The sequence below is a fragment of the Flavobacterium xizangense genome (assembly GCF_054075145.1).
Genome location: NZ_JBSIPG010000144.1, coordinates 1 through 264 on the forward strand (window position 1 = coordinate 1; position 264 = coordinate 264).

Below are 264 nucleotides of genomic sequence, written 5' to 3' on the forward strand. Positions count from 1 at the left end.
GCGAAACCGTTCGTTTATTTGTTGGAAACGGCGGACCAAATTTGGTTTCTTCTTTCCACGTTATTGGTGAAATATTCGACAATGTTCATGTTGAAGGAGGAAGCACAGTCAATAAAAATGTACAGACTACTTTGATTCCTGCTGGTGGCGCTGCCATTGTAGATTTTAAAGTAGAAACGCCAGGAACTTTTATTTTGGTTGACCACTCTATTTTCAGAGCATTTAATAAAGGGGCGCTAGGAATGCTAAAAGTAGAAGGAAAAG

Annotated in this window: 1 protein-coding gene; it reads left to right on the top strand. The window is 39.4% G+C overall.

Translation table 11 applies throughout. From position 1 onward, the window contains the following. The coding region (locus ACWA1B_RS22860) for a cupredoxin domain-containing protein (protein ID WP_461824366.1) at window positions 1–264 on the top strand (264 nt) is incomplete at both ends.